Raw genomic sequence first — 20650 nt, forward strand, 5'->3', positions numbered from 1 at the left:
AATAGGTGAACATAATTAATTGCACTTTTCGTTCTCCACCGATAGGCTTTGGATTCCCGCCTTCGCGGGAATGACAGTTTTTCTAATGAACCTTTGTGTTCTTTGTGTCTTTGTGGTTCAATTCTCTATTTTTTTACCACAAAGGCATAAAATAAACACAGATATAAGCAGAAGAAATAAACCAATTTTTTGCAGACTGATTCTGTTAAATATTCAGAGATAATTGTTGTTCATTGTTGGGGTGATGATAACCTAAATGTTGCCATGCGGCTGGGGTGGCAATGCGACCGCGATGGGTGCGATTAAGATAGCCAATTTGTAATAGATAAGGTTCGTAAACTTCTTCAATGGTTTGGGCATCTTCCCCCGTGGCAGCCGCTAGAGTATTTAAGCCCACTGGCCCGCCATTAAAGTTAGAAATCATTACCGTTAATAAGAGGCGATCGCTCCAATCGAGTCCACGAGGATCGACATTAAAAAGTTCTAAGGCTTCTTGGGCTAATTCGGCTGTAATAGTAGGGGCTTTTTTCACTTGCACATAATCGCGCACTCGTTTAAGCAATCGATTAGCAATGCGCGGAGTGCCACGAGAACGGCGGGCTATTTCGATCGCCCCTGTTTCGGTGACGGGAATATTCAGAATATTGGCCGTTCTTAATACTACTAAAGTCAGTTCATCTACTTCATAAAATCGCAGCCGTTGAATCAGACCAAAGCGATCGCGCAACGGTGAAGTTAAATTACCCACCTTGGTCGTTGCCCCCACCAAAGTAAAGGGTTTTAAAGGAATACTGCGAGTTTTGGCACTTTGACCTTTACCAATCGTAATATCAACGCGAAAATCCTCCATTGCCGGATAGAGAATTTCTTCACTCATGCGAGTTAAGCGGTGAATTTCATCAATAAACAGCACATCTCCGGGTTGCAAATTCACCAACAAACCGACAATATCTCGCGGACGTTCCAAAGCTGGGGCACTGGTAATTTTACAAGTAACTCCCATTTCTGAAGCGAGAATCATCGCCATTGTAGTTTTGCCCAAACCGGGCGGGCCATAAAGTAGCAAATGATCCAAAGGTTCCTGGCGAGATTTTGCTGCTTGAATTGCAATATCCATCACTTCTTTCAGGTCTTTTTGGCCAATATAGTCATGTAAGCTTTGCGGTCTGATGGTTTCATCTTGGGAAATATTTTGTTGATCTTCCGGGGTTTCTTCGGCAAGTAAAAGCGAAGTATTCTCGGACACATCTCCTGGGCTAAACGGGGACATTTTTGCCGTGAATGCTTCGCCCCTACTGGATTCTTCTTTTGTCGGTGGTTCGACTGCTTTTGATGAGGCTTTGGATGAGGCTTTTGATTTGGGCTGCTTTGACGGTGCTGGGTTTGATGGGGCTTGATTTGGCTTGGGTTCAGGTTCGCCAGAGGGTTGTTTGGAAGAAATAATTGCCATAAATTTCAGGTAAATCAGAGTCAGAAGCAAGATAATATCGATTTATTGTTAAGATTTGTGATTAATTGTTGTCCTTTGTCCTTTGTCCTTTGTTCTTTGTCCTTTGTCCTGGGAAACAATAAGAAATAACCAATCGCAAATGACCAATGAACAATGACAGTGAATTAATAGTGGAGTGCTGATGACAGTAAAGCTGAGTGATTCGATTCCCGATGATGTGACGTTTGAGCAGGCGATCGCCTTAACCCAATCCTTGCTTTCCCAGATGGAACAAGGGCATATCCCAGAATCAGATATCTTGGCCACGATCCAAAAGCTGGTCAGCACTCTGGCCGGAGCACGGGGTTTTTTTGTATCTTATCTTACGGACGATCGCCCCTTTGCGGATCTGCCTACTGAAGCGACCCTAGCAGCCTTGACCACTTCTCCAGAGATTGTATCTGAATTATTGGTGAAAAATTTGGCCATGTCTTCGGCAATGGTGCTGACCCACCGTCGTCGAGATGATGAAACGATGGCAAAACAGTCAGAACGAGTCCGGGACAGATCCAGTCAGTTAATCACGTCGTTGGGTTTACCGGAATTTACGGAAAAGTTAGCGCAATTACTTGTGGCTGCACAAACTGGGGAAGGAATTTATCAGTCATTTCTAGACCGATGGAACTATGACCCAGAACAGCGAGAGGCAATAGCTGAAGCGATCGCTAAAGTAAAAGCGGCATTAAAATTAGCAGTCTAGTCGGATATTTGCGAACCGTCCATGTATGTGGATATGTGGATACAACCATAAGGGCGCGGCGGCTTGCGCCCGCAATGCGCCCCGACAGATAGATCAAACAGATAGATCAAACAGATAGATCAAACAGATAGATCAAAATTAATCAAAATAAATTACTGTCTGAATTGGCTATGAGTAGTTTTGACTGCTAAAGTGAATTAACGAAAGCGCCAAAACTTCCTGGAAATGCCTGGAGATGTTTTAGCGCTGGTGGTGTGAACGAATTTGTTTAGCTGTTTAGCTGTTTAGTTGTTTAATTGTTTAGTTGTGGGTGAGGAGGTGAAAATTGGTCAAATCAATTAAAAGTGTTGCCCGTCGAGGTAGCCAGTTTTATCAGCAACCATTGATCGATCCCCAGTTGGGTTTCAAGTTAAATTTATTGCAAACCCTAGTCCGTCGCGAATTAGAAGGACGCTATAAAGGTTCGGTACTGGGGAATTTGTGGCCGTTACTGAATCAGCTTTCCCAATTGCTGATTTACACTTATGTGTTTTCCATTGTTTTAAAAGTTAAATTGCCCACGGATGGGTTGCCAGAAAATAGCTTTTCTTTTGGGATGTGGTTATTTGCTGGTTTGTTGCCTTGGATCGCGTTTACCAGTGGCTTTATTCAAGCCAGTAATTGCGTGGTGGGACAACCGAATTTAGTCAAAAAAGTGGTGTTTCCCTTGGGGTTATTGCCCTTAGTGCCAGTATTAGCGGCATTTATCGAAAGTTCCTTGGGGTTAATGGCCTTAATTTTCCTTTTGGGAATGTCCACTTCGATTTTGCATAGCACTTTATTATTGTTGCCTCTGGTTTGGGTGACTCAATTATTGTTAACCGCAGGTTTGGCTTATTTAGCTGCGGGATTTACGGTATTTTTGCGCGATATTCCTCAAACTATTGGGGTGGTGCTTAACTTGTGGTTTTACATGACTCCCATTTGTTATCCCGCGAATATTATTCCTGAACAATGGCGTGATTTTATATTTTGGTTTAATCCTGTTGCCGCGATCGCCGAACTTTATCGCGATGTGATTTTAGTCGGTGAAGTGCAACACTGGGCAGAATGGGGGGTTGCCTCGATCATTTCTACCATTATTTTCTGTGTAGGAATTTGGTCTTACCGCAAATTACGTCCCGCTTTTGCAGATGTAATTTAAATTAGGCTAAATTGCGCTAACTTATGCTAAATTACCCTAATTTATGCGCCTTTTGGCTACCTATTTTTGCCTATCCTGTTTAGGTGCGATCGCTGTTATTCAACCATTACCATGAGATAAAACCATGAGTGAAGTTGCTATTACCATCCAAAACGTTTCTAAATGCTTCAAGCGATATCGTCATCCGGTCGATCGCTTAAAAGAACTATTATTTCCTGGAAAACAAAGGGCAGATGAATTCTGGGCATTGCGAGATATTAGCCTAGAAATTCCTAAAGGAAAAACCTTGGGCATTGTCGGCGCCAATGGGTCGGGAAAAAGTACCCTATTACAAATCATTGTGGGCACCCTAGCCCCCACCACAGGTCATGTAAATGTTCAAGGAAGAATATCTGCCCTTTTAGAACTAGGCAGCGGCTTTAACCCAGAATTTACCGGCAGACAAAATATTTTTTTCAATGGGCAGGTACTCGGTTTAACCCAAAGACAAATTGAAGACAAATATGATGATATTGTCGCCTTTGCGGATATTGGCGACTTCATCGATCAGCCGGTAAAAACTTATTCTAGTGGGATGTTTGTCCGGTTAGCTTTTGCCGTAGCCACCAGCGTTGAACCGGATATTTTAGTAGTTGATGAAGCCCTCGCGGTGGGAGATGAAGCATTTCAACGTAAGTGCTATGCCAGATTAGAAAAAATCCAAGACCGAGGGGGAACAATTTTATTTGTTTCTCACTCTGCGGGCACGGTAATTGACCTATGTGATTCAGCAGTTCTTATGTCAGAAGGCGAACTGCTGCTTTACAATACTCCTAAGTATGTGATCGATAAATATCATAAGTTAATTTATGCCCCGACGGAAAAGATCCAAAGTGTTCGGGAAGAACTTCGCCGGTTAAATCAAAAACAATATCATCAAAATCTCAGCCCAAATCTCAGCCCAAATCTCAGCCCAAATCTCAGCCCAAATCTCAGCCAAGATACTATTACTCCCAATCTGACCCAAAATATCGGCCAAAATTCAAGCGGAGTAACTCAGCAAGCTGGTGAGGTTATTACGGAAAAAACGGCGGCAGAAATTATCCAAGAATTGCCCACATTCGCCCTCCAGTCAAAGCCATTTTATGACCAGAACCTGAAACCGGCGGAAACGATTTCTTATTTATCTCGTGGGGCGAAAATCTCTAATCCTCAGATTTTGACTCGCCGCAAGGAACCTGTGAATAACTTAATCGGCAGAGAGAATTATATTTATACTTATGAGGTAGAGTTTTTACAGGAAGCGTCGAAAGTCCGATTTGGGATGTTAGTTAAGACGATTAAGGGTTCAGAATTAGGCGGTGCTTCTTATCGCTTTCCCGAAGAAAAGCTAGAAGATGGAGTGGTGAAAGCGGGCACCAAAGTTGTGGTTAAATTTAGATTTAATTGCTTGTTAAATCCTGGAGTTTACTTTTTAAACGCGGGAGTTTCTGGCATTGTCAATGGACACTTTACTTATTTAGCCCGCTGTATTGATGTGGGGATGTTCCGAGTGCTCCCAGAGGAAGATTCTGACGCCACTGGGATCATTGACTTTATGATTAAACCTACCCTGACCGTTGATGAAGTTGATGAAACTTTACCCGTTTCTCCAGAAATGGAAATTATGGTATAAATAGCTGTAAATAGCTGTCAATTTTACCCCTTTTCAAGGGGGGAATAAGAGGTATTAGATCGATCTCCCCCCTTGTTAAGCTAATCTTTTAGGAGTTTCGTCTAGCAACCCTGTCCGGGTGGTTTTCGTGAAATAACGATTTTCCTTAAGCGGTTTCAAAATCTCTACAAGATTAGCCTTGTTAATGGGGGACTAAGGGCGTATATTAGTTATTTAATGATTCAACACTTCCCAAATCAACTAACAACTAACAACAAATAACCGATAAATAATAAATGTCAGAACCGATAATTATTACAGGAATGCACCGTTCGGGAACATCCCTAACTGCTTCTTTTATTCAAGCAATTGGAGTAAATATTGGCCAAAATATGTTTCCGGCTGATATTTGTAATGTGAAAGGCTATTTTGAAGATATTGATTTTCTAGAATTTCAGCGATCGCTGCTGCAAAAATCTTGTCCTCCTGGGGATCCAGGCTGGCCCGATTGGGGTTGGACAGAAAGCGAAACCCTCGATCGCAGCCTTTGGTCATCTTATATTCCAGAGGCGAAAAAGTTAATTGCCAGTCGTCACGGAAATATTTGGGGATGGAAAGATCCTCGGACTTCTTTATTGTTAGAATTTTGGCATCAATTACTGCCTAATACCCGATATATTTTGGTTTATCGATCGCCTTGGGATGTGGTGGATTCTATTTTGCGGCAAAATCGCGGAGTGTTTCCTCAACGTCCAGAATATGCTTTGAAAAGTTGGGGATTTTATAACCGGCATTTGCTATCTTTTTATCGGCAACATCGCGATCGCTGTATTCTGATTAATGTCAATGGCTTTGTGCAACAACCAACTCGATTGATGCAACTATTAGAGGGGAAATTGGGTTTAATCCCACGAGAACCTTGGGATGCGGCGAAATTTGCGAAAATTTATGATGCGAATTTATTACGGAGTTTGCCCACAGATCACCCAATGGTGAGACTGATTAACCATTTGATGCCAGAGGTTGCCAATTTGTTGACAGAGTTAGATCAAATTGCCGATATTCCTAGAGGCGATCGCGGCGATCGCGAGTTAAATGCGGATCCGCTGCCAATTTTGCCCGTAGAAGCTTTGCCGTTGTTGATGCATTATCAATCCCTGATACAGCATCAAGAATCTCACCAAGAACAAATCCAACTCCGGTCAGAAGTGGCCCAATTACGGTCAGAGTTAGACCGCTTAACCTTAGAGTTGATGACGATTAAGCGATCGCGGAGTTGGAAATTGGCGCGAAAATTGGCTCATTTCAGTCAAAAATTTAGACTTAAGTAGGAGAAAAAGATTCCTTTAGATATATAATTTTAGATATATAATTGCTCAAGCCGGAAAATTTTGCTGGAAATAGCCCTTAATCAACCGAGGAAAATATGGAGGCATCCGAGCCAAATCTGACCTATCCGATTAAACTTTCCGTGGTAATTCCTTGTTATAATCACGGCGAATTTATCTTAGAGGCGATCGCCAGTGTGGAAAGTTGCCAAGCTAAAGTCTATGAAATTCTGATTATTAATGATGGTTCAACGGATCCCTTGACCCAAAAAGTCTTACAGGCTTTAAGCGATCGAGGATATCCGGTGATTCATCAGGAAAATCAAGGGTTGGCGATCGCCAGAAATCATGGGATTTCTTTGGCCAAAGGTCGCTATATTTTGCCCTTAGATTCAGACAATAAAATTAGACCCAACTATATAACTAAAGCCATTGAAATTCTGGATACTCAGCCAGAAGTAGGGGTAGTCTATGGGAATTTTGAGTTTTTTGGCGGTGTAACCGGCATTAAAAAAGTTCCCGAATTTGATATTAACCTGATCCTCCGAGGAAACTATATTGATGCTTGTGCGGTGTTTCGCAAAACCGTTTGGGAAGAAGCGGGCGGCTATGATGACAAAATCCCGGAACAATTGGGCTATGAAGATTGGGATTTTTGGTTAAGTGTCGCCGAAAAAGGCTGGCATTTTTATCATATTGATCAGGCTTTGTTTGATTATCGCTTGCGTAGCAATTCAATGGTAAGCGGCTGTAATATTCCAGAGAAACGCTGGGAATTATTTCGCTATATTAGCACCAAGCATATCGGCCTTTATCAGACAAATTTTGCCCATATTTTCGCCAATGTTGAATATGACCATTTAGTTGAACGGGACAAAAGAGAAGCCCTAGAAGCTAAATTAGAGGAAATTCAACTAGAACTGGATTTAGAGCGATCGCGAAACTGCGATCGCCTAGTTCAATTGACAGAAACACAAAATACCCTAACCTACTGTGAATCAGAACTTCAGCAAACAAAAAATCAACTGGCAGCTACCCAGGAAAAATTGCAACAACTAGAAAATGCTTATAAAATATTGTTAATTGAAAAAGAAGAAATAGCATTAAAACAAAAACAAACTGAGGTAAACTTACAAGGAGAAATAACGCGATCGCAAAATGAATTTTCTAGCCAGCTTCAACAAGCTAAAGCCCAATGGCAAAGTCAAATAGCCGCTGTAGAAGAAATAAAAAATCAACAGCAAAATCAGTTAGCCCAAACGTTATCCCAAACGGAAGCAAATCTGGCACAATCTCAAGCAGAAATTCAACGGTTAACCCTAGAATTGCACCAAGCTCAAGAAATGATTCAAGCTATGCAAACTAGCAAATTCTGGCAATTAAGAACAAATTGGTTTAGAATAAAACAGGCTTTAGGTTTAGCTAAAACTTAAATTGTCCATATAAAAATAATCGTTCAGCAATCGTTCAGCCATCAAGAGGTAATATGAATCGAAACGAGAAAATCTTACGACATATTAACAAAAACGGCCAGGGAATTGAAATTGGTCCTAGCTATAACCCGATCGCGCCTAAAAAAGCAGGCTTTAAAGTCGATGTTATCGATCATGCAAGTCGCGAGCAGTTAATTGCCAAATACGATGGTCATGGAGTCAATCTTGACAACATTGAAGAAGTTGATTTTGTTTGGCAAGGAGAAAGTTATGCAGAACTCACCGGCAAACATAAGTATTACGATTGGATTATTGCCTCTCATGTGATTGAACATACCCCGGATATTATTGGGTTTATTAATGATTGCGATGCCATTTTGACAGATGATGGAGTTCTCTCCCTCGCTATACCCGATAAGCGCTATTGTTTTGACCACTATCGAGCGATTACGGGAATTTCCAAAGTGATTGATACCCATTTGAGTCAAGCTACTTTTCATACTCCAGGGACGGTGGCCGATCATTTTTTAAATGCGGTATCTCGATCGGGCAGAATAGCATGGGAATCCCACACGAGCGGAGAATATAAGTTGCTTCATTCAATGGAATATGTGCGGCAAATAATGAATTGCGCGATCGATGGAAAGACCTATATAGATACTCATGGTTGGTGTTTTGTGCCGCATTCTTTCAGGTTAATGATTCACGATCTTTTTCATCTGGGTTTCATTTCTTTGCAAGAGGTAGATTTTTATCCCACTGAAGGTTGCGAATTTTATATAACCCTAGGCAGAAAAGGAAAAGAGACTCATCAATCAAGACTGGAAATGCTGGAAGCGATCGACATTGAACTAAGTGAAGCTAACACCGGCGAATCTATCGATTTATGGGAAAAGCGATTTTATGAACTGGAACAAGTTCGCCAACAACTACAAATACAATTAGAACAAAATCAAATTCAGCTACAGCAAACCCAGGCAAAATTAGCTATTTCTCAATCCGAACTGCAAGCATCTCAAAAGATGATTTCGGCTATGAAAACCAGTAAGTTCTGGAAATTACGGACAAATTGGTTGAAAATAAAAAAATCATTGGGTTTACCCGCTAATGAATAAGCATAATTATGCTTAAATTAGGAAAATTTATTTATTAATAAATTTCTCATAATTACCTAAAAATGTTCTCAAATTATATCCAGTGTTATTAATATGTCAAAGACTATAGAAAACGTAAAAAATCAATGGGGTCGGTTTAAGGCTTTCTCAAAGTTATTATCTGAAATTTTACAAGCACAAGGAACCCGACCAGCCCTTGCCTTAGTTTTTCAGAGAATTTCAGAAAAACTTGATCGTCGCCCTCCAGAGATTCTGGCAGAAACCCCAGATATTATTGACCTTTTCAATGAATACTATCAGCAATGGCGAGCATGGCATTGCCCCAGAAAATCAGACTTAGAAATGATGGCGGCTACTGTTCCGGTGATTAAGCATAAGCCGTTGATTACGGTGGTGATGTCAACTTTTAATAATCCTGAATATTATTTAAGATCGGCGCTTGAGTCGGTAAAAAATCAGCTATATCCTGAGTGGGAGTTATGTATTGCTGATGATGCTTCAACGGCAACTAATGTTAAAGAAATATTGGCCGCTTATGCAGCGTCCGACCCACGGATTAAAGTGGTATTGCGGCCAATTCAAGAAAATATTTGCGCGGCAGCAAATTCTGCTCTAGAAATTGCTACAGGAGAATTTGTGACATTTTTAGAATCCGATGCCCAATTAACTCCTGATGCTTTGTATCAAATCGCGATCGCTGTTAATCAGCATCCGCAGATAGATGTACTCTATAGCGATGAAGATAAAATTGATGAAGATGATAATTTACGAGAACCTTGTTTTAAACCGGATTGGTCGGGCGATCGCTCATTTTTATTTTGGATGTATGGGCGACACTTTTGCATCTATCGCCGATCGCTTATAGAAAAAATCGGCGGATTTCGCCGAGGATTTGAAGGCAGTCAAGATTATGACCTGTTGTTAAGAATAGCCGCCCAAACCGATCAGATTCTTCATTTGCCGCAAATTCTCTACCATCGGCGAATTAATTTGGCATCTCAACCGCCAAAAACGCCCGTACCAGCTTATATTTATGAGGGGACAAAAAATGCTTTAGCACAAGCAGTTCAGTCAATGGGCAATCGCGCCTTATTGACCCCAGACCTGTTGGTAACCGTTGGCTATTATCAAATCGACAATCAAGAATATGGCCATGAAAAATATCAGGCTTGGTTAATGAAATATGGGGCAAGACCTTCGGATCTGCAACAAATGAAAGAAACGGTGGAGGCGTTGACCCTGACACCGACCATCAGTGTAATTATGCCCGTGTATAACCCACCGGAGACTTTTTTAAAAGAGGCGATCGAATCCGTCATTAATCAGGTTTATCCTTATTGGGAATTATGTATTGCTGATGATTGTTCTACTCAAGGGTATATTAAACCAATTTTAGAACATTATGCCGCCAAAGATGCCCGTATTAAAGTGGTATTTCGCCAGGAAAATGGCCATATTTCCGCTGCTTCTAATTCGGCAATAGCGATCGCCACGGGAGAATTTATCGCTTTACTAGACCATGATGATTTACTGACTCCTGATGCTTTGTACCAAGTGGTCTTAACGATTAATCAACATCCCGATGCGGATATGATTTATTCTGATGAAGGTAAAATTGATGAAAATAATCAACTCAAAGGCCCTTATTTTAAACCAGAGTGGTCTCCTGATTCATTCCTCTCCCGAATGTACACCTGCCATTTAGGAGTTTATCGGCGATCGCTTATCGAAAAAATTGGCGGATTTCGGGTCGGTTATGAAGGCAGCCAAGATTATGACCTGGTGTTACGATTTACCGAACAAACCGATAAAATTTATCATATTCCCAAAATTCTCTATCATTGGCGAATTCACTTAGCCTCTGCTGCCAGTAGTGCTGAGGCCAAACCTTATGCTTATGAAGCCGCCAAAAAAGCTTTAACTGATGCTATTCAACGTCGGGGAGAACCGGGAATTGTCACCAGTGTTCCTATATATTTAGGTCATTATATTATTCGCTACCAAATCACCGAGTATAAACTCGTGAGTATTATTATTTCTACCCGAAATATGGGGGAAACTTTAGACCAATGTTTAACCTCTATTTTCACCCAAAACACTTATCCCAATTATGAAGTAATTGTCATCGATAACGGCAGTACAGAGGAAAAACTGGCTGAGGTAATTGCCCAATGGCAGGAGAAAGAACCGACAAGATTCAAGTGCTATCCTCTGGATATTCCGTTTAACTTTTCCGCCATCAATAATTATGCGGTCAAGCAAGCCCAAGGGGATTATTTACTATTCCTAAATAATGATACCGAAGTGATTACCCCGGACTGGATCGAAGCAATGGTCGAACAAGCACAGCGATCTTCAATTGGTGCCGTGGGAGGTTTATTACTTTATCCCGATGATACCATTCAACACGCGGGAATCATTTTAGGATTGGGTGGAATTGGTAGCCATAGTCACAAGCATTTTCCACGCACGACCCCCGGTTCTTTTGGTCATGTAATTAGTATCGGTAATGTTTCCGCTGTAACCGGGGCTTGTTTAATGTGTCGCAGAGAATTGTTTGAGATGGTGGGGGGATTTGATGAAGAATTATCCGTGGCTTATAATGATGTGGATCTTTGTTTAAAAATGGTGGCCAAAGGCTATCGCAATGTTTATTTGCCCCATGCGGTACTTTATCACCATGAGTCAAAAAGTCGGGGCTATGAAGACACCCCAGAAAAGCAAGCCCGATGGCAAAAAGAAGCGCAACTTCTCTATAGTCGTTGGCAAAAATTTATTGACAACGACCCTTGTTATAGTCCCCATTTAACTCGCGATCGCGAAGACTATACGATTAGAGAATAAAGCCGGTGATAAACCCGGTTTATCCGGCGAAACCGGGTTTTTGGCCATCCTATATTTGCTAGTAAAAAAAAATCATAAACCTATTTTTTATAAGCAAAAATATTTTTATATGATTAACAAAACAGATATTTTTTTATCTTTAAAAAAACATCATTTAATTCTCCAAAAATTTGGTGTTATTAAATGTGGTTTATTTGGTTCATTTGTTACTGGAAAAGCAACGGAAAAAAGTGATGTAGATTTATTAATAGTTTTCGATCCTGAAAAGAAAACCTTTAATAATTTTATGGATTTGTGCTTTTTCCTGGAGGATCTTTTTGACCGCAAAGTAGATGTTCTGACACCGGAATCTTTGAGTCCTCATTTTGGCGATCGCATTTTGCAGGAGGTTGAGTATGTCTCGTTCTAATAAAGATTATTTACTGCATATTATGGATGAAATCATTTATTTATTGACAACATCGGAAAATTTAGAAAAAGAGGCGTTTGGCAATAATGAGACATTCAAAAGGTCTTTTGTAAGAAGCCTAGAGGTGATTGGAGAGGCTACCAAAAAATTGTCAGAAGATTTCAGATCCGAGTATCCTGAGATGCCATGGCGACGTATGGCAGGAATGCGTGATAAGTTAATTCATGATTATTTTGGCATTGATTACGATGTGGTTTGGGATGTCGTCAAAAATGAAATCCCCAATCTAAATTGGCAAATTACCAAAATTATCAAGGAGTTAGAAGATAGGCAAACATGAATCAAAAGTAAAAAAATTCTGGTTCAATAGCTGAAACAAGGGAATGCCTATAATCAAGCTTTCCCTCCAATGGCGATCGGTATCAGCTTTTCCCGGAAAGCTGACGGCTGAGTTTTTCAACTTCTGAGTAGGGTGGGCAAAATTTGCCCACCCTACCACTGAGGCAAATTTTGCCCGCCCTACCACTACTGACTACCTCTGGTTAACTGGATCGGTAAAAGCAATCATGCTAAATCAAGCTGTTTCTCGCTCCTTAGAGCAATTATCCAAGATTAAGCGCTTATCAAAGCGTTTGTACGAAATTTTGACCCAAAAAGGGGTTCGCTATGCCCTAGCGAGAACCTTCAGAAAACTCTATTTTAAATTAGAACCCCAAGCACTCCCTTCTCAGGGTGCCCCAGAAGTAGTTCACCCAGTAGCGGATTATCATGTTTGGTTGGGTCAGCGCTTCCCCCGCTCCTGGGATTTGCAGCAAATGGCAGAAGCGGTGAAAGCTTTTAGAAAAACGCCGTTGATTAGCATTATTATGCCGGTTTACAATACCCCAGAAAAGTTTTTGCGGGACGCCATTGAATCGGTGTTAAATCAAGCCTATCCTTACTGGGAATTATGTATTGCTGATGATGCTTCAACGATTCCCTATATTAAGCCAATCTTAGAAGAGTATGCCGCCGCTGATAACCGAATCAAATTACTGTTTAGAACTGAAAACGGCCATATTTCTGCCGCTTCTAATTCAGCTTTATCTTTAGCAACCGGCGAATTTGTGGCACTTTTAGATCATGATGACATGATAACTTCTGATGCGTTATATCATGTGGCGGTGATGTTGAATGTGCATCCTGAAGCGGATATGATTTATTCTGATGAAGATAAAATGGATGCCCAAGGAAATCGGCAAGATCCCTTTTTTAAACCCGATTGGTGTCCTGATTCATTTCTCTCCCGAATGTACACCTGTCATTTAGGAGTTTATCGGCGATCGCTCATCGAAGAAATTGGCGGATTTCGGCTGGGTTACGAAGGCTCCCAAGATTATGATTTGGTATTGCGGCTGACGGAAAAAACTTCCCACATCTTTCATATTCCTAAAATATTATATCACTGGCGCATTCACTCAAAATCAACCGCCAGCGAATTAGCCAATAAAAATTATGCCACGACTGCTGCATTTAAATCACTTTCTGAAGCCCTAGAAAGAAGAAGAGAACCGGGAAAACTTATCCCCACGGAAGGAGGTCATTGGATTGTCCGCTATCATATCCAAAATTATGATTTAGTCACGGTGATTATTCCCACCAAAAACTTGGGCAACATTCTCAATACTTGCTTAACCTCAATTTTCGCGAACACCACCTATCCCAACTATGAAGTATTAGTCATCGATAATGGCAGTACGGAACCAGAAACCCTGGATATTCTTAGTCAGTGGCAAGCGAAAGAACCCGAGCGCTTTCGTTGTGAACCGCTGGATATTCCCTTTAACTTTTCCAAAATTAATAACTATGCAGTAAAACAGGCGAAAGGCAAATATATCCTACTTTTAAATAACGACACAAAAGTCCTCAAACCTGACTGGATGACCGCAATGGTTGAGCAAGCCCAAAGACCTTCCGTGGGGGCAGTAGGCGCCTTACTACTCTATCCCGATGATACCATCCAACACGCGGGAGTTGTGATTGGTTTGGGTGGGGTTGCCGGTCACAGTCACAAGCAATTTCCGGCGGATAGTCCAGGATATTTTTATCAAATTCAAACCGTGAATAACTATTCCGCTGTCACCGCTGCTTGTTTAATGTGTCGGCGAGAAGTTTTTGAGGAAGTTGGAGGGCTAGAAGAAGACCTACAAATTGCCTTTAATGACGTAGACTTTTGCCTCAAAATTGCCGCCAAAGGCTACCGAAATATTTATCTACCTCATGTAGTATTGTATCACTATGAATCAAAAAGCCGAGGTTATGAAGATACCCCAGAAAAAATCGCCAGATTTGCCAAAGAAATTGACTATATGAAAACTAAGTGGAAAGATTGGACAGAACACGATCCTTGTTATAGTCCCAACTTGACCCGCGATCGCGAAGATTATAGTATCGGATATTAATCATTATCCTGGATTTTCTATTTTAGCTTAGAATATCCAGGATTGCCAAATTACTGAATCACTATCATCCTGAAAAAATATGCCAGACTTTCTGATTATTGGTGCCCAGAAATGTGGCACCACCTCTCTATATGTTTATCTGACTCAACATCCGCAAATTTTACCGGCTGCTCAAAAAGAACTGCATTTTTTTGACTTTAATTATGCCCAAGGGATTGACTGGTATTTAGCCCAATTTCCCGCCAAAACCAATGAAAAAATCACCTTAACTGGAGAATCCAGTCCTTACTATATTTTTCATCCCTGGGCACCGCAGCGGGTTAAACAACTTTTTCCTAACATCAAATTAATTGTTTTACTGAGAAACCCGGTAGAAAGAACCTGGTCACACTATCATCACGAAGTGCGCTGGGGATTTGAAACTCTAGATTTTGAAGCAGCTATAGACAGCGAAGCGGAACGTCTGAGTGGCGAACTGGAAAAAATGCTTGCCGACCCTAATTACTATAGCTTTAATCACCAACATTACACTTATTTATCTCGCGGCATTTATGTAGAACAATTACAAGCTTGGATGGAACTTTTCCCCCGGAATCAGTTCTTAATCCTTAACAGTGAAGAATTTTATGCAAATCCGGCGGCAACCCTGAAGCAAACTTTAGAGTTTTTAGGCTTAAGTCCCTGGGACTTGGGAGATTATCCACCATATAATATTGGTGAATGCCCCCCAATGTCTAACCAGATCAGAATAAAATTGGTCAACTATTTTACCCCTTATAACCAAAAACTTTTTGAGTATTTGCAAGTTCACTGGAACTGGAGTGATTAAGTAGTGATGAAATAAAAATCAAAAAAATAAAACCGGACAACTAGGCGTTGATTATGAAGGGGCTTGGGATAGCTATGCTAATGCTTGGCTATTCATCCCGAATTATAACATATCGGCGATGAATGGATTGGCAAAGGCGCCGGGGCTGCCCAATCTTTGGCTGAATATGAATCCTTGATCGAAAGCCAATTTATTCAGCCTTATATTACTTCAGATGATCCGGTGTTAGAGATAGGAGTTGGTGGGGGAAAAACCAGTAAACTCTTGAAAAAATCCTGTCGTGAACTAATTTGCGCGGATATTTCTAGCCAGATGCTTCAAGCTACGCGATCGCGCCTAGGAGATGACCGAATTTCCTATATCAAATTAGATGGATTAACCCTGAATGGGATTGCTCCCGAATCCGTGGATGTATGTTTCTGTTACGATACAATGGTGCATATCGAACCCAGGGATATTTTTAACTACCTAAATCTCATTCCTCATGTCATGCGGGGGAAACGCTTATGCGTGTTTCATCACACGAATATTCTCAGTGATTTAGGTTGGGAAAAATTCTTAAGTGAGTGGCAGAATAACCTGCTCGGTCAAAGACATGGCTGTGCTTTTTCCGTGATGAGCGATAAGATTATGGAGAAATTTCTCCATCACCTTAACTATGAGGTCATTTTGCAAGATACTAAGTCTGTACCCCGTGATTGTGTCTGGATTTGTAAAGCCCCGGCGATCGATTAATGCTCAAATCATGCTCAAGAGCGATCGAATGGTTCCAGCCATCACTATTTTATTTTCATCTAAGGAATAGCTGACAGTCAATCATGCGAATTCTCTTTCTACATCCTAACTTCCCGGCTCAATACCGTCATGTGGCCACAATTTTAGGGCAAAATCCTAAAAATCAGGTGGTATTTGGCACCAAAAATGAACGACCTGAATGGGAAATTCCCGGGGTCAAAAAATCCCTATTTACCCCTAGTCGTGATGCCCATGCGGGAACTCACCACTATGTCCGTCCTTTAGAAAGTGCGGTGGTTCATGGACAAGCGGTTTATCGCATGGCAGATCAACTTAAAGCCCAAGGATTTGTCCCAGATATTATTTGTGGTCATTCTGGTTGGGGGCCAACCTTATTTGTCAAAGATATTTTTCCCGATACCCCATTACTCTGTTATTTTGAGTGGTTTTATCATGCTTATGGTTCCGATGCCAATTTTGACCCCAATGACCCTCTAAGTGTGGATGATGTCGCTCGAATTCGGATTAAAAATGCGCCGATTTTAATTGATTTATATTCTTGTGACTGGGGAATGTCCCCAACTTATTGGCAGCGATCGCAATTTCCCCCTGAATTTCACAGTAAAATTTCCGTCATCCACGATGGAGTAGACACGGAATATTTCAAACCCAACCCAGGGGCGAAATTAGTGTTACCAAATCTAGACCTATCTCATGTGGATGAATTAGTTACTTATGTGTCCAGAGGGATGGAACCTTATCGGGGATTTCCAGAATTTATTGAATCAGTTGCTTATATTCAAGAAAGACGGCCAAACTGTCATATTGTGGTAGTGGCATCGGAGCGAGTTTGCTATGGCAAACCTTTACCTGATGGCATGACTTATAAAGAATATATGCTGAAAAAAGTCCCCCTAGATTTATCCCGCATTCACTTTGTGGGTTCGCTACCTTACGGTTTATATTTAAAAGTCATTCAAGCCTCTGATGTGCATATTTATCTAACTCGACCTTTTGTTTTATCTTGGTCAATGATTGAATCTATGTCCACCGGCTGTTTAGTTTTGGGTTCCGATACTCCTCCCGTAGCGGAAGTGATTCAAGATGGAGAAAATGGCCTACTGGCTGACTTTTTCTCGCCTAAACAAATTGCCGATCGCGTTGATGAAGTTTTTGCCCATCCCACCCGCATGGCTGAGATTAGAAAAAAAGCCAGAGAAACAGCTTTAGAACGCTACTCTCATCAAGTATTATTGCCCCGTCATATTCAACTAATTGAAGATGTCGCCAACGGGGTTTTATCTACCAAGCAACTGCAATAATATCATCGGATAAAATTGCACCAGCCAGGACACAAAGAGCACAGATACCTTGCTGCCTTTGTGTCCTTTGTGTCCTCTGTGGTTTTTCTTTTTCCCGGTTTCCTATATCTTCCCGAATAAAATAAATTTGCAACGTTGAAAACGACACAAAAAGAAACCGGGTTTCTATCCCAAATTTAATTAACCCCACCAACCGCTTAATAGAAACCCGGTTTCTGTCACCCCACGGGCAACCAATATTTAAGCAATTTGCAGGGTCTTAGGAGCGGGAATAGACTCACCTTCTGCTTGCCACGCTTCCAAGTACATTTCAATAACTTCTTCGCCGTTAAGAATTGCTTCTTCACGGGTTTTGCCATGAGTGCAAGGCATGACAACGCGATCGGCAAACTCTGGAATCGTCACCAAGAAAAGCCGATCTTCATTCGACCATTGAATCATCATGCTATAGTGATTCATAAATTATTTAGTGCGTGATTTCACAATGTTTCTGGATCGAGTTCTTTTACCGGCATGGTATTCAACCATTGCTGAAGCTGCGAGTTTAGCCAGAATGTCTGGAGAATTAGCATAAGCTTCATCAAGGGCGCCGTTCGTCTTCTAGTTCTTCCAGAATCATTGCCGCGATCGCCGAAAAGGCGATCGCTCGGTAAAGTTTTTAATTGGGCGATCGCCCGTTCAAGTAATTCAGTCATTGCCACCTCACTCTAAAACTAGAAAATTGCACCAACAATGATGATCGCATTCTGCTGGCAGCGCCAAATATGGAGATTTTAGATCAATTGGAAGAACGAGAGGCGATAAATCTGCGGTTGGGGTGGTTCACATAAACTTTGCGTTGCGGATCTTTGACGCTTGAAGAGCCTCTCTACTTACTTTTCAAGCATGGTGATGCGGCTTTTCAGTGGATGTAGGTATATAGTATCGATTTCCCAGCTAATAAATTGTTGAGGCAAAACTCTTGCCATAGGGTTAACCCTATGGTACTATATTATCTACCATAGGGTTAACCCTATGGCAAATAGTCGTAACTTAAGTATTTACTCATGTCTAAGCAAGCAAGCATTAAAAGTAAGGAAATTACAATTGGTGGAATTCCTATTCCGGTTTACATGATGTCCGATGGGGAATATCGTTGGTCGATGCGACAAGCGAGTAAAGCAGTTGGATTTAATGAAGGTTGGTTAAGTGATACGCTGCGTACTCAAGGCAATGCTCTGGCTAAGTTGAGAGGTTACGGATTCAAAGGAGAGATTATTGAATCTCAAGGACAAGGGTTTATCGAGAGTAATTTGATCCCCACAGAAGATTTCATGGCAATGATTATGTACGCTGCCGTAATCGGTATGCGTAAACCAGCAATTACTCTCTTGGCTGCTGCACTGCACGAGACTTTCGAGAGACGAGCGGATCATGCTTTTGGTATCATTCGAGATGAAGATGAATATATTCAGAAGTTTGAGTTTCGCTACGCTTCAATCATGTTGAATAAAGATTTACGCTCCGCAATTGGCGCATGGATTGAGGCAAATCAAGACTCTCTTCAGGAATACATAAAGCAATATTCAATCAAAGGAGGACAGAGGGGGATTTACGCTTCCGCTCTGGGTAAGATTTATCAACATCTTTTTGGGATGCCAAAAAAGTCGATTAATCAAATTTTGGATGTTAAATCCTACGAAACACCTAAAGATAACCTCCATGTTACTCAACTTCAACGCATAGCACAAATTGAAGATTTAGCTGCCAAATATATTAGCCGCAAAGGGTTGAACCCAATTGAAGCTATTGATGCTGCCACTGAAGCTCTGATGATTGATGTAGAAGAACCTCGACTCGGCGATCGAATTACTCCACAAGATGTCCACCAAGTATTGGGTGCAAAACAAAGTGCAAAACAAAAATTAAAAGTATCGCCGCCAGATCGGAAATAATTTCTGCACTGAATTTAGACTTAAATCACCATAATTTAGGGAGCGTCAGATATTAATATTTCTGACGTATCCTACCACTTCGATTTTTGTATTGCCGATACCGAGAGCAACACAAGCGACACTTAAAAGTTATCTGATGATTCAAAAAATAAAAAATATTACAGCAGTTTGCGCTTTTTTGAGGTACGTTAAGATCCCCCTAACCCTACGAACGATCCCCCCAAACCCCCGATCAAAGGGGGGCTTTCGGGGCAGTCAACGCTTCGTAAATTCCCCCTTTGATCGGGGAGCCACTGCGGTCTTGGGGTCTCCCCAGGTAGAGCAAGTGCGAGACGTACTGCATAGCAGAGGAAAACGCTGTATATATATATTTTATTGAAAATGTAAGCAAGAATTAATTGAAGAAAGTAAATTTTAATTTAGCCGCAAGTTACAGCGGAAATAATTTGTCGAAAAATTAGGTATAAGCAATTTGTTTTATTCATATTTTAAGTGAAACTGCTATATATTTCTACATATATTTTTTCATTAATATTTTGTTGATTATGAATTTTAAGACCGTCAAAGAAGTGACATTATGGCCAAGTTTTGTCCTAAATGGTGAAACATTAGATTTATCACATCTGAATGCTCATTGGGTTGAGTATCTGGACAAAAGAGACGAAAACCAGCCCATCAGCTACCAGTTTATAGTAACTTATGGCTTACATTGTTTCACTAAACAATTAGATGATATTTCTAGCGAAGGATCAGAATTATTGATGTACAATGCACCCAGAGAGTCTAGACCATTTAATCTTGAAAGATACAAACTTTCTAAACAATTACCGAGTATTATCAAGTCATTGGGCGATCGGGAAACTTTAGTTTGCCACGCAGGGTATGGAAATTTTGCTACCGTTAAAGTTTTGGAAGAAGAAGATATTCAGATTGATTATTTCGTGGTTTTTGCTGCCTTCAGAGAAAGTAAAAAACTGAGATTACACATAGTCAGTGCTTATCCTAGATACGAAGGCATAGGTAGAGTGAAGAAAGTAGGCTTCTTCGTCATAGCAAACAAGTTATTGCATAATCAGAAATTACCCAAGCCCTAAAATAACAAAGGCTCCTGACTAGGGAGCCTTTGTTAAAACACATATTTTGACGAAAAGAATCAAAATAGTTTTAATCTATTCGTCAAACATGGAAAATTGATGAACAATAGTCAGAACGTCTTTACCGGAATTTCCTCGACCCTGGTGGGTAACGGGATGTC

General features: G+C 41.0%; 18 protein-coding genes. 15 read left to right on the plus strand and 3 right to left on the minus strand.

Annotated elements, in window-relative coordinates:
* Positions 1-205: 205 nt before the first annotated feature.
* On the minus strand, positions 206-1270 hold the full coding sequence (gene ruvB, locus AM228_RS24975) for a Holliday junction branch migration DNA helicase RuvB (RefSeq protein ID WP_156332046.1): 1065 nt from the start codon (positions 1268-1270) through the stop codon (positions 206-208).
* A 361-nt stretch (positions 1271-1631) separates the two neighbouring features.
* Between ruvB and AM228_RS24980 the strand changes: the two genes are divergently transcribed.
* The 13 genes from AM228_RS24980 to AM228_RS25040 all read left to right on the plus strand — a co-directional run bounded on the left by AM228_RS24980 (position 1632) and on the right by AM228_RS25040 (position 17461).
* The gene (locus AM228_RS24980; protein WP_054469645.1) at positions 1632-2189 is read left to right on the plus strand and encodes a hypothetical protein; all 558 of its coding nucleotides are present in this window, start codon (positions 1632-1634) and stop codon (positions 2187-2189) included.
* A 337-nt stretch (positions 2190-2526) separates the two neighbouring features.
* A complete protein-coding gene (locus AM228_RS24985) occupies positions 2527-3372 on the plus strand; it encodes an ABC transporter permease (RefSeq protein WP_369817804.1) in 846 nt (281 codons plus the stop codon).
* A gap of 124 nt (positions 3373-3496) precedes the next feature.
* Complete coding sequence (locus AM228_RS24990; protein WP_054469646.1) at positions 3497-5026, plus strand: ABC transporter ATP-binding protein; 1530 nt, start codon at positions 3497-3499, stop codon at positions 5024-5026.
* A gap of 275 nt (positions 5027-5301) precedes the next feature.
* On the plus strand, positions 5302-6336 hold the full coding sequence (locus AM228_RS24995; RefSeq protein WP_054469647.1) for a sulfotransferase family protein: 1035 nt from the start codon (positions 5302-5304) through the stop codon (positions 6334-6336).
* A 95-nt stretch (positions 6337-6431) separates the two neighbouring features.
* Positions 6432-7766 carry a glycosyltransferase family A protein gene (locus AM228_RS25000; protein WP_054469648.1) on the plus strand — a complete coding sequence of 445 codons (1335 nt, stop codon included), beginning with the start codon at positions 6432-6434 and terminating at the stop codon, positions 7764-7766.
* Positions 7767-7819: 53 nt separating this feature from the next.
* A complete protein-coding gene (locus AM228_RS25005; RefSeq protein ID WP_054469649.1) occupies positions 7820-8881 on the plus strand; it encodes a bifunctional 2-polyprenyl-6-hydroxyphenol methylase/3-demethylubiquinol 3-O-methyltransferase UbiG in 1062 nt (353 codons plus the stop codon).
* 93 nt (positions 8882-8974) lie between these two features.
* A complete protein-coding gene (locus AM228_RS30270; protein WP_072160918.1) occupies positions 8975-11725 on the plus strand; it encodes a glycosyltransferase in 2751 nt (916 codons plus the stop codon).
* Between the two features lie 109 nt (positions 11726-11834).
* Positions 11835-12134, plus strand: coding sequence for a nucleotidyltransferase family protein (locus AM228_RS25015; RefSeq protein ID WP_054469665.1), 300 nt, complete (start codon positions 11835-11837; stop codon positions 12132-12134).
* The gene (locus AM228_RS25020; protein ID WP_054469650.1) at positions 12121-12474 is read left to right on the plus strand and encodes a DUF86 domain-containing protein; all 354 of its coding nucleotides are present in this window, start codon (positions 12121-12123) and stop codon (positions 12472-12474) included. The genes AM228_RS25015 and AM228_RS25020 overlap by 14 nt, the downstream gene beginning before the upstream one ends.
* A 226-nt stretch (positions 12475-12700) precedes the next feature.
* Positions 12701-14575 carry a glycosyltransferase family 2 protein gene (locus AM228_RS25025; RefSeq protein ID WP_054469651.1) on the plus strand — a complete coding sequence of 625 codons (1875 nt, stop codon included), beginning with the start codon at positions 12701-12703 and terminating at the stop codon, positions 14573-14575.
* 79 nt (positions 14576-14654) lie between these two features.
* Entirely contained in the window at positions 14655-15404 is a 750-nt protein-coding gene (locus AM228_RS25030; protein ID WP_054469652.1) for a sulfotransferase, read from the plus strand.
* A gap of 156 nt (positions 15405-15560) precedes the next feature.
* Complete coding sequence (locus AM228_RS25035; RefSeq protein ID WP_231636942.1) at positions 15561-16139, plus strand: class I SAM-dependent methyltransferase; 579 nt, start codon at positions 15561-15563, stop codon at positions 16137-16139.
* A gap of 83 nt (positions 16140-16222) precedes the next feature.
* Positions 16223-17461 carry a glycosyltransferase family 4 protein gene (locus AM228_RS25040; protein ID WP_054469653.1) on the plus strand — a complete coding sequence of 413 codons (1239 nt, stop codon included), beginning with the start codon at positions 16223-16225 and terminating at the stop codon, positions 17459-17461.
* 240 nt (positions 17462-17701) lie between these two features.
* On the opposite strand, the gene AM228_RS25045 is transcribed toward AM228_RS25040, so the two are convergent.
* Both AM228_RS25045 and AM228_RS25050 read right to left on the minus strand, forming a co-directional pair.
* Positions 17702-17920, minus strand: a complete 219-nt coding sequence (locus tag AM228_RS25045; protein WP_054469654.1) for a type II toxin-antitoxin system HicB family antitoxin — start codon at positions 17918-17920, stop codon at positions 17702-17704.
* Between the two features lie 20 nt (positions 17921-17940).
* Complete coding sequence (locus AM228_RS25050; protein WP_054469655.1) at positions 17941-18156, minus strand: hypothetical protein; 216 nt, start codon at positions 18154-18156, stop codon at positions 17941-17943.
* A gap of 351 nt (positions 18157-18507) precedes the next feature.
* Between AM228_RS25050 and AM228_RS25055 the strand changes: the two genes are divergently transcribed.
* Together AM228_RS25055 and AM228_RS25060 are read left to right on the plus strand one after the other, a co-directional pair.
* The gene (locus AM228_RS25055; RefSeq protein ID WP_054469656.1) at positions 18508-19395 is read left to right on the plus strand and encodes a hypothetical protein; all 888 of its coding nucleotides are present in this window, start codon (positions 18508-18510) and stop codon (positions 19393-19395) included.
* Positions 19396-19940: 545 nt separating this feature from the next.
* Entirely contained in the window at positions 19941-20489 is a 549-nt protein-coding gene (locus AM228_RS25060) for a heat-shock protein (RefSeq protein ID WP_054469657.1), read from the plus strand.
* Positions 20490-20650: the final 161 nt, after the last annotated feature.

The sequence above is a fragment of the Planktothricoides sp. SR001 genome, from assembly GCF_001276715.1.
Classification (GTDB): domain Bacteria; phylum Cyanobacteriota; class Cyanobacteriia; order Cyanobacteriales; family Laspinemataceae; genus Planktothricoides; species Planktothricoides raciborskii.

Coding starts and splice junctions, on each gene's coding strand:
- ruvB (WP_156332046.1), bottom strand. CDS start 1,270: ATGTCCCCGTTTAGCCCAGGAGATGTGTCCGAGAATACTTCGCTTTTA.
- AM228_RS24980 (WP_054469645.1), top strand. CDS start 1,632: ATGACAGTAAAGCTGAGTGATTCGATTCCCGATGATGTGACGTTTGAG.
- AM228_RS24990 (WP_054469646.1), top strand. CDS start 3,497: ATGAGTGAAGTTGCTATTACCATCCAAAACGTTTCTAAATGCTTCAAG.
- AM228_RS24995 (WP_054469647.1), top strand. CDS start 5,302: ATGTCAGAACCGATAATTATTACAGGAATGCACCGTTCGGGAACATCC.
- AM228_RS25000 (WP_054469648.1), top strand. CDS start 6,432: ATGGAGGCATCCGAGCCAAATCTGACCTATCCGATTAAACTTTCCGTG.
- AM228_RS25005 (WP_054469649.1), top strand. CDS start 7,820: ATGAATCGAAACGAGAAAATCTTACGACATATTAACAAAAACGGCCAG.
- AM228_RS30270 (WP_072160918.1), top strand. CDS start 8,975: ATGTCAAAGACTATAGAAAACGTAAAAAATCAATGGGGTCGGTTTAAG.
- AM228_RS25015 (WP_054469665.1), top strand. CDS start 11,835: ATGATTAACAAAACAGATATTTTTTTATCTTTAAAAAAACATCATTTA.
- AM228_RS25020 (WP_054469650.1), top strand. CDS start 12,121: ATGTCTCGTTCTAATAAAGATTATTTACTGCATATTATGGATGAAATC.
- AM228_RS25025 (WP_054469651.1), top strand. CDS start 12,701: ATGCTAAATCAAGCTGTTTCTCGCTCCTTAGAGCAATTATCCAAGATT.
- AM228_RS25030 (WP_054469652.1), top strand. CDS start 14,655: ATGCCAGACTTTCTGATTATTGGTGCCCAGAAATGTGGCACCACCTCT.
- AM228_RS25040 (WP_054469653.1), top strand. CDS start 16,223: ATGCGAATTCTCTTTCTACATCCTAACTTCCCGGCTCAATACCGTCAT.
- AM228_RS25045 (WP_054469654.1), bottom strand. CDS start 17,920: ATGAATCACTATAGCATGATGATTCAATGGTCGAATGAAGATCGGCTT.
- AM228_RS25050 (WP_054469655.1), bottom strand. CDS start 18,156: ATGACTGAATTACTTGAACGGGCGATCGCCCAATTAAAAACTTTACCG.
- AM228_RS25055 (WP_054469656.1), top strand. CDS start 18,508: ATGTCTAAGCAAGCAAGCATTAAAAGTAAGGAAATTACAATTGGTGGA.
- AM228_RS25060 (WP_054469657.1), top strand. CDS start 19,941: ATGAATTTTAAGACCGTCAAAGAAGTGACATTATGGCCAAGTTTTGTC.